Annotated in this window: 7 protein-coding genes; all 7 read left to right on the top strand. The window is 51.7% G+C overall.

Features of this window, described 5'->3' with window-relative positions; all coding sequences use genetic code 11:
* Positions 1–97: 97 nt before the first annotated feature.
* The 7 genes from FHL16_RS33360 (at position 98) to FHL16_RS33395 (ending at position 8,924) form a co-directional block, all read left to right on the top strand.
* Positions 98–1,291, top strand: a complete 1,194-nt coding sequence (locus FHL16_RS33360; RefSeq protein WP_077750514.1) for a tyrosine-type recombinase/integrase — start codon at positions 98–100, stop codon at positions 1,289–1,291.
* Positions 1,284–2,975, top strand: a complete 1,692-nt coding sequence (locus FHL16_RS33365; RefSeq protein ID WP_077750515.1) for a hypothetical protein — start codon at positions 1,284–1,286, stop codon at positions 2,973–2,975. Before FHL16_RS33360 ends, FHL16_RS33365 begins: the two co-directional genes overlap by 8 nt.
* The gene (locus FHL16_RS33370) at positions 2,972–5,053 is read left to right on the top strand and encodes a hypothetical protein (RefSeq protein WP_138739113.1); all 2,082 of its coding nucleotides are present in this window, start codon (positions 2,972–2,974) and stop codon (positions 5,051–5,053) included. Before FHL16_RS33365 ends, FHL16_RS33370 begins: the two co-directional genes overlap by 4 nt.
* Position 5,054: 1 nt before the next feature.
* Positions 5,055–5,510 carry a hypothetical protein gene (locus FHL16_RS33375; protein WP_077750517.1) on the top strand — a complete coding sequence of 152 codons (456 nt, stop codon included), beginning with the start codon at positions 5,055–5,057 and terminating at the stop codon, positions 5,508–5,510.
* Positions 5,511–5,947: 437 nt separating this feature from the next.
* A complete protein-coding gene (locus FHL16_RS33385; RefSeq protein ID WP_077750518.1) occupies positions 5,948–7,435 on the top strand; it encodes a SulP family inorganic anion transporter in 1,488 nt (495 codons plus the stop codon).
* Positions 7,436–7,446: 11 nt separating this feature from the next.
* Entirely contained in the window at positions 7,447–8,298 is an 852-nt protein-coding gene (locus tag FHL16_RS33390) for a universal stress protein (protein WP_077750519.1), read from the top strand.
* Between the two features lie 92 nt (positions 8,299–8,390).
* Entirely contained in the window at positions 8,391–8,924 is a 534-nt protein-coding gene (locus tag FHL16_RS33395) for an NUDIX domain-containing protein (RefSeq protein ID WP_077750520.1), read from the top strand.
* Positions 8,925–9,168: the final 244 nt, after the last annotated feature.

Raw genomic sequence — 9,168 nt, forward strand, 5'->3', positions numbered from 1 at the left:
CAAGGAGGGTAACCCTATTTCTGTTACAGACAGAGCGCCCATGATTCATTAGCTTAGAGAGAAAGGATCTCTCAGTGCTCAATGAGTGGTATGAACCATGAGGCTACTGTTCACCGATGACAGTTTCGTCCTGCTAACCCAGGCTTATATTGGAATTCCTTTCCTGCTGAACGGGCAAATGGAGTTGGTTGAGCCGGCAAACGATTACCTCATGTATCTGGCGCTGGAACGAGGCAAGACGCGTAGCCCCAAGACATGGAGAAATCACGGCGAAGCACTGTATGACTATTTCTCATGGCTGGAGGCAAACGCCCTCGATTGGGCTCATGTCCCTGTCGCGGGGCACGCTCGATCCGCCGTAAGTAATCTTGCCGCGTATAGGAACTGGTCAATTTCCCTGACAAGACCATCAACGGGCCTAAGGGCCATAAAACCGAGCACTTTGAACCAGCGGCTGACATGCCTCATGGGGTTCTATCAATGGGCGCATAAACAAGGCCGCATTAGCTCAGTTCCTTGGGATGCCTCACCGAAATTTGTTGCCGGAAACAATCAGGGCTTTTTGAGGCATGCACACGCCGCCAAGATGACAGATGGCGACGACCTTCGGCTCAAGGTCTTCCGAGAGCCGCCTAAACTTCTATCGCTTGAGCAAGCCAAGCTTCTGGTTCAGGCATGCACAACCAAAACGCTTCGATTGATGACGGTGCTGATGCTTCAAACTGGCCTTCGCAATGAAGAATGCAGGACATTCCCTATTAAGTATGTTTTTGACCCGACAGGGCTCGATGTACGGAAGCGCATTCGTGTTGATCTCAGCCCATCGGACATGCTGCTGAAGAATTCAAAACCTAGGACAGTCTTCATTGGTTGGCACGTCATGCGGGAGCTTTTCGATTATCTGAGCTTTGCTGAGGGAGCATTCAGGGCCAACTTTGGTCGCAGTGCAAGCCGCTCTGGGATTCAACCCATCTTCTTAAACAGAGATGGTCACCCTTTCAGTGAAAAAGGCTTGAACAATGCGTACAGACGACTTTGGTCTGGGAAGCAACCTCGGATTATGTTCAGGGTTACTCCGCACATGCTGAGGCATACCTTTGCTACTTTTGAACTACTCCACCAGTCGAAGCGTGCGGCCATGGGGCAAGCACTTGCATGGGTTCGAGATCGCTTGGGCCACAGCAGCGTCCAAACGACTAGCATCTATCTTCATTGTCTTGATCTCATGGAAAACTCGGAACTGAATACATATCAGGAAGAGTTGGACTTGCTAGGGAATGCACATGCCTAGACCCAGAAAAAGCTATGGCATGCAGCCAGAAAACATCATCTCAATTGAAACAGCAAAAAAAACTCCTGGTGACATGTCGATTTGCGTTGGAACGAGGGTGTTCGACTTCGCGCAGTGGGCATCGGTACCGGAAGCGATTGAGCCAGCTACGAGACTATTGCTCTCACGTCAGCTACACGAGGCCGTCCAAGAAATTCAATCGTCGGGGGTCAGCCAAGCGACCGTAATGAACCTTTGTGCCTCCGGTATGCGTTATTGGTTCAAGTACCTCGACGCTGAATCGGGTAAGGGCCGCGTCATAGGGTGCCTCGCCGACATAGTCCCCCGCACAGTTGAACGCTATACGGAATGGCTGAAGCAACAGCCAGCAAGGGGTAAGGGGACAATCTCAATCACATCGGCGCGGGCCATCTACAACACAACAAAAACAGTCTTGATGAACCGTGTTCGCGCCGGGCAACTCGGGATCGGTGTGTTTCCTCAAATTCCATTTCCGAACGCCGACAGAGCGTATGTTGGTCATCAGGCATTCACGCAGGGCGAGATAGAGCGCTTGCTGATAGCGCTCCTGAAGGACTTAGACATGATCCGCTCCGGTAATTTGCCTAGTGGGAGCGAGGCCGCAGCTATGACTGTTTACCTCTTGCTGATCGCTGCCAGGAGTGGTCGCAATCTCACGCCACTACTAGAGATGAGCAGAGATGCGATCACCGATCACCCTCTCAAGCCGGATATGGGCGTGCTCCAGTTGTATAAGCGTCGAGGTTTCAAGATTCACCGCCAAGCCTTTCGTTACCACACCACTGATGATGAGTCCGCGTCGGTACCGAGCGATGTGGTCACCCTGTACCGGGAAGCGCTAGTCCGATCGTTTCCTTTGCTAGATCTAGCACCGAAGACGATGCACGATCGTGTCTGGCTTTACCGCGCCAAGGGGAATAGAGGCGTGAAGACTCTCAACGCCTCCAATATTGACCAACAAGCCACTGCACTGGTGGCCCGGCATCAAATTTTTGGCGATAGAAGGGCATCGAACGGCCTGCCAGAATTACTGAAGGTCAACGTATCGAGGCTACGAAAAACCTTTGCCACGCGAATGTGGCAACTGAGCAACGGAAACTTGTTCAAGACGGCTCAGCTCTTGGGTAATAGTACGCGGATGACTGATAGCCACTACCTCGCTGTCACGCCCGAGATGGAGCGGAATCACAAATTCGTTGGTCGTATTCTCGAAGGCGTCATGACCGGTCAGGTGAATGAGCAGAGCTTTCGCGATGACTTGTCAGCTCAACTATCCATAGAGCCCGAAAAAGTTGATCTGCTACTGAGTGGAGCACTTAATACAGGCGTTGCGCGTTGTTCAGATCCTATCAATGGCCGTTTTGCTCCAAGAAATGGCACCACCAACTGTCAGCGCTTTCTCCATTGCTTTCGTTGCCCAAATCAGGTCGTGATCGAATCAGACCTGTATCGTCTGTTCAGTTTTTATTGGCTCCTGATCAAAGAACGCGGGCTACTCGGCAAATCGCGCTGGAATTCCGTCTATGCGTGGGTGATCCGTGTCATCGACAACGATATAACTCCCCTTTTTGATCCGGTTGTAGTTGAGCGCGAGAAACACCGAGCCCTCGCTACCCCTCATCCAATGTGGCGAGATAGGACTTTGCTTGGAGGTGATGAGTGAACGGTGCTAATGCAACTGTAGCCAGGCCGCCCTGTGCAGTCCTGAGAAAGATCGCTGTTGATGATCGAAATGATCTTGCAGTTACATACATAACCGGCGAAAACGGTAAATCAATGCCGCTTTCTAGGTATGAGGACAACATATGGGACTTTTCCCCGTATGTTCTCAACAAAAATACGTCAAACCTCTATGTGAATTTTGACCATCCACTTTCCGATGAAGTGAGATCCATCGACAAATCAGAGACTAGTTTGCTAATAGCCGCTAAGTCTTTTATATATACTCGTTGGCTCGCCAAGTCACCGCGATCAACCAAGCACATAAAAGCAGCAACACTAATTTCGTGCTGGACGAACGTGAAGCCGCTTCTTCGTTGGATGTGCGGGCAATCCATCACGGGCTTTGATGAGCTGACTCCTGTGCGGTGTGCTGCGTATGCTTTATATGTAGGCGCGGATAAGTCTGTTAAGCAGAGACAAAAAGTTGCTCTATTAGAAGTTTTGGAATTGATATACGCTTTTAGAACTCATTTGCCAAAACCAATGAGTGAGCATCCGTGGCCAGAGGAAACTGCGTTCAGTCTTGCAGGGGCTCGACGTACAGGTGGTATGTATGATGTCCGGACTGAGATTATTCCAAAGCGCTTATATGCCGATCTCGGGCGAAAATCCTTAGAGTTCATAGAGCATGAGTCGGATCGAATTCTGCATATCTGGGATACATTCCACTCCTGTTATTCACAAGAGATGGAGCTTGCTGAGTATCATGCAAGGGTGAGACTGGAAAAAGGTGCGAAGAGCTCCTATCAGACGCTAGAGTCAGTGTCTTATGATATCGCGAGGGCAAGGGCACTTTCTAAAATGCAGTCTTTGCTTGACGCGAACGGACTGCGATTTTTAACGGATCTTGATGATGAGGTCAGGATTCTGCGTACGTGCTGCTACATCGTCGTTGCCATGTTTAGCGGTATGCGGGACTCCGAAATTATTTCGTTAAAACATAATTGCTTTGAGCGCTCATTCGATATGGATGGCGAAGAATTTTGCTGGATACATGGGCTCACATACAAGCTGGAGGAGCAGCCAAAACCTGCAAAATGGATGGTTCCACCTGTCGTCGAAAAGGCTGTGAATGTGGCAGCGGGGTTGCGGAGATCTCTTCTGCCCTACATCGGTAAAAGAAGATTGTATCTGTACGAACTAGCCAAAGATGAGGGACTAAAATCAAAAGTCGTCAATGATGCCACTCTCTTGGGTAGCAGCCTTTTTCTTGGCTGGAAAGCGCTTGGCACGCGGCCTGAATTTCTACAGAACGTACTAACAAATACGCTCCTCAAAAAGGTTGCAGAGCGTTTTGAGCTAGTGGTGTTGAATGATGACTTGGGTGAAGTTCTTGATCGTACTACGATAACTCCGGAGAAACTGTGGCCGCTCGCAACACACCAGTTTCGGAGAACATTTGCTGTTTTTGTCGCCAGGAACGTACTTGGCGATGTTCGGTATCTGCGACACCATTTCAAACATTGGTCAATGGATATGACTCTGCACTATGCAAAAGACCCGCTATTTGATGACACGCTTCTTGAATCTGTATTGTCAAAAAGGGACGAATTGCAGGTAAGTATCGTTTCTGGATGGCTGGCTCCGAGCCAGAAGCTTTCTGGCGGTAGGGCTGACCATATCGTGCGCTTCAGAGGGAGACCCGAGGTGAAGACAGCAAAAGACCCTAAAGCTCTGGTCAGGGCTGTTGGCGAAGGTGTTTTTATCCGTGGCACCGGCCACTCTTGGTGTTTGGCAACGACTAAGGGATGCGGCGGGGAGGGGCTTTACGATGCGATTCGTTGCGTTGGCTGCGGTGAGGGTGTCATCGACCAGGGACACTTGCTCATATGGCGGCGCATTAGAGATCAGCAGGTTGAGGTGCTCTCATGGCCAGATCTTGGCGATCCGGCCTGGGAGCGAGCCACAAGGCACTTGCGAGAGGCAGAGCGGGTGCTAGGCGAACTTGGAGACCCAGTTGAGCCGTATTCCTTACCAGAACGTCCATCGCGTCTCATACCAGCAGTAGAGGCGGTGTAGCATGGGAAATGACCAGACAAGGCGTGCAATCGAGTTGGCTATCTCAAGGATTACCAAGGGGCGTCCCAAGCAGGTTCAGCTGAGTCGTAAGCTAAGTATCGCCTCCGTCGCCGAAGAGGCAGGCATAAGCAATGCGACGATACACAACCGGTATCCAGACCTTGCAGAGTTAATTCGTCAAAAGACCAACAAGGAGTCGCGAGAAAAGCTCGTCAAGAAGGAGAAAGCCCTTCAGGGGGCAGATCTGCTGATTAAGGAGTTGCGTGACATACTGGCTGAGCGAGATGCAGATCTGAAGAGGATAGCCATCGTGAATCTGCGGCTTTGTACAGAGAAGAAAGCACTTCAGGAGCAAAACGCTCTGCTGGCCAAGGAGAACAAGCAATTGGAAGGTGTAAACCGTGATCTGCTATTTAAGATCAACAGTCCTAGAAGTCAGGTGAAGTCGATTCGATGAATGCCTAGACGGATCGTAACCGTCTGGCCAACTCACTTCTCAGCGCACAGGTCAGCTCGAACAAGAACGAATGGAGGGCAAAGCCTTGCCCGCAGGTATACCCATTGAATAAGCCAGTATCTGACGTAACTCATGTGGAGCTTGGCAGCGGGTCGCAATCGACGATGGCTTCATTGTATACTTCTGCTCCGCATACCCCTTGAGATACAGGAACATCAGCATGACTGTACTCCAAACGATCTACTGGCAGCCTACGCCGCCTTAGCGCTACGCCCCCCCGCAACACTCTGCTTCCGCTAGCCTCGCTCGCGGGTGCGTACTGCTGTACGCCTGGTTTTATACCTTAAGCACACAGCAAAAAATCCTCAAAATTTGAATTTGTATCGATTCGCTCGCCTTCCTTTGGCGTGCGCGATGCTTTGCCTTGGATATTTTCTATGCTGCAAAAACTTAGACAAACGTGGTTTTCCAACGTCCGTGGCGACGTGCTCGCGGGGCTGGTGGTCGCACTCGCGCTGATCCCGGAAGCCATCGCCTTTTCCATCATCGCCGGGGTAGATCCCAAAGTCGGTCTCTACGCCTCCTTCTGTATCTGTGCTGTCATCGCCTTTGTCGGCGGACGCCCCGGAATGATCTCGGCGGCGACAGGCGCCATGGCACTGCTGATGGTTACGCTGGTAAAAGAGCATGGACTCCAGTACCTGCTGGCCGCGACTCTACTATGTGGCGTACTTCAAATCCTTGCCGGCTACCTGAAGCTTGGCTCGTTGATGCGCTTTGTTTCACGCTCGGTAGTCACCGGCTTCGTAAACGCATTGGCGATTCTGATTTTTATGGCGCAATTGCCTGAGCTGACCAATGTCACCTGGCATGTCTATGCCATGACCGCTGCGGGCTTGGGAATCATCTACCTGTTTCCGTATGTGCCGAAAATCGGCAAGCTGATTCCCTCTCCATTGGTGTGCATTCTGACGCTGACGGCCATCGCCATTTACCTCGGTTTGGATATCCGCACCGTCGGTGACATGGGCCAACTGCCTGATACGCTCCCGATCTTCCTCTGGCCTGAAGTTCCGCTGAATTTTGAAACCCTGCGCATCATTTTCCCGTACTCGGCTGCGTTGGCAGTAGTGGGTCTACTCGAATCAATGATGACCGCGACCATCGTCGACGACCTTACCGATACCACCAGCAACAAGAACCGCGAGTGCAAAGGCCAGGGTGTGGCCAACATCGCTGCCGGCATGCTTGGCGGCATGGCAGGTTGCGCCATGATCGGCCAGTCGATCATCAACGTGAAATCTGGTGGCCGCACCCGTCTCTCGACATTGTGTGCCGGCGTTTTCCTGCTGCTGATGGTGGTATTTCTTGGCGAATGGCTCTCCAAAATCCCTATGGCGGCACTCGTGGCTGTGATGATCATGGTATCCATCGGCACCTTTAGCTGGGATTCTTTGCGTAATCTGAAAGAGCATCCGCTGTCGACCAACCTCGTCATGGTGGCGACCGTCGTTGTCGTCGTGGCCACTCACAACCTGGCCTACGGCGTACTGGTAGGTGTGCTGCTGGCCTCCCTGTTCTTCGCAAACAAGGTCGGGCACTACCTAGATATCAAGAGCACTCTGGAAGAGACGGAATCGCATCGGACTTACCACGTCGTGGGCCAGGTGTTCTTTAGCTCTGCGGACAAGTTCACTGAAGTTTTTGACTTCAAGGAAGCGCTCAACAAGGTCACCATCGATCTCACACAGGCGCATTTCTGGGATATCACCGCCGTCGCAGCCCTGGATAAGGTCGTGATCAAGTTCCGCCGCGAAGGCGCTGAGGTTGAAGTGCTCGGTCTCAATGAAGCCAGCGCAACAATCGTTGACCGCTTCGGTGTGCATGACAAACCCGGTGCCATCGACAAGCTCATGAGCCACTAAGGAGAACGACAATGACCCACGTAATGGCATGCATTGATAACTCACAATCCTCATTGGCGGTCTGCGATTACGCAGCATGGGCCTCGCAACGACTCAGCGCTCCCCTGACCTTGCTTCATGTGCTGGATAAGGAAAAATATCCTGCATCCGCTGACCTCAGCGGCAATATCGGCCTCGGTAGCAGAGAACATCTACTGGAAGAGTTGGCCACGCTGGATGCGCAGCGTGCAAAACTGGCCTTGGAACATGGACAGCACATGCTTGAAAAAGCTCGCGAGCGAACAGTCATCTCTGGCGCCATGTCACCTGATCTGAAGCAGCGCCATGGACATCTAGTCGAGAGCCTGAGCGATCTCCAAAACGATATTCGATTACTGGTGATCGGAAGAGTCGGAGAGGACAGCACGCGCAGTGCCCAAAGTCTTGGCAGCCAGATTGAAGCGGTAGTCCGAACTATCCACCGCCCCATCCTGATTACAACCAGCCATTTCAGGAAACCTGAAACGGTCATGGTGGCATTTGACGGCAGCGCTACAGGCCACAAGACCGTACAGATGCTTGCTTCAAGCCCGCTGTGCGAAGGCCTGCCAATTCATATCGTCATGGTTGGTACGGACTCTGAAGAAAATCAGAATGAGCTAGAGAAAGCACGAACCACACTCGCCAGTTCTGGCCCGCTAGTGCATGCCGAGATCCGCCCAGGCGAAGTAGAGTCGGTACTTCATGCGTATCAGGCAGAGCACTGCATTGACCTCTTGGTCATGGGGGCGTACGGGCACTCACGCATCAGGCAGTTTCTGGTGGGCAGCACGACCACGACGATGCTGCGAACATCCACTTTACCCGTATTGCTGCTTCGCTGAACCAGTTCCACTGGCCACAGTATTTCCAGAGCTGCGGAAATACCGTGGCCACCCTGGACGATGACTAACTGATCTTGCCGTAACGAGACCACATGCAACTCATAACTGAAATTGTTCACCCCGAGCTGAAATCCAAACAGGGCAGAGTATTCCGTCGACACGCAGCACGCGGCATCGTGATGCGGGATGAACAGATCCTGTTGCTGTTCACGGAGCGCTATAACGATTTCAGCTTTCCTGGAGGCGGCCTTGATGGTGACGAAGACATTGTCGCAGGCCTGAAGCGTGAGCTTGAGGAAGAGACTGGTGCTCGTCAAATACAGGTGCTCCAGCACTACGGTTACATCGAGGAGTACCGGCCCTACTGGAAACCAGAATATGACCTGATGCACATGACCTCGCATTTTTATCTATGCGAAATCGCTCCCCAGCTAGCGCCCGTGAGAATGGAAAGCCACGAAATCGCGAATGGTATGCGGCCTGTGTGGATCAACCTGCATGAAGCCATCGTGCACAATGAGGCCGTTATGCAGCGTCACGAGTCTTCGATGGGGCAATCAATTCTGCGCGAAACCTACATGCTGAGAAAAGTCGCTTCCGAATTGTTGATGCCAATCAGCCTTTGAGCTGACTATTTGGCGAAGTCCACTTAGCGGTCTCAGGCAAGCATCCAATGCTGCGGGAGTTATTGCGTGATTGCGCTCGCCCGCTGTGTCGGCACCTAACCACCGTGCGGTCTATGAGTATCAGAATGAATAATTTTTATTCTGAAACGTGAACGTCCTGTAACAGAAAAACAGTTACCTGCCGTTTCGCGCAATATTTATTGGGGATAGAGGGGTGTAACAATAAATATGATTACCTTTTTCA

The organism is Pseudomonas sp. FSL W5-0299 (assembly GCF_005930655.1).
GTDB classification, from domain to species: domain Bacteria; phylum Pseudomonadota; class Gammaproteobacteria; order Pseudomonadales; family Pseudomonadaceae; genus Aquipseudomonas; species Aquipseudomonas mandelii.

Excerpts from the sequence above, each read along its gene's own strand:
- FHL16_RS33360 (WP_077750514.1), top strand. The coding sequence starts at position 98 with ATGAGGCTACTGTTCACCGATGACAGTTTCGTCCTGCTAACCCAGGCT.
- FHL16_RS33365 (WP_077750515.1), top strand. The coding sequence starts at position 1,284 with ATGCCTAGACCCAGAAAAAGCTATGGCATGCAGCCAGAAAACATCATC.
- FHL16_RS33375 (WP_077750517.1), top strand. The coding sequence starts at position 5,055 with ATGGGAAATGACCAGACAAGGCGTGCAATCGAGTTGGCTATCTCAAGG.
- FHL16_RS33385 (WP_077750518.1), top strand. The coding sequence starts at position 5,948 with ATGCTGCAAAAACTTAGACAAACGTGGTTTTCCAACGTCCGTGGCGAC.
- FHL16_RS33390 (WP_077750519.1), top strand. The coding sequence starts at position 7,447 with ATGACCCACGTAATGGCATGCATTGATAACTCACAATCCTCATTGGCG.
- FHL16_RS33395 (WP_077750520.1), top strand. The coding sequence starts at position 8,391 with ATGCAACTCATAACTGAAATTGTTCACCCCGAGCTGAAATCCAAACAG.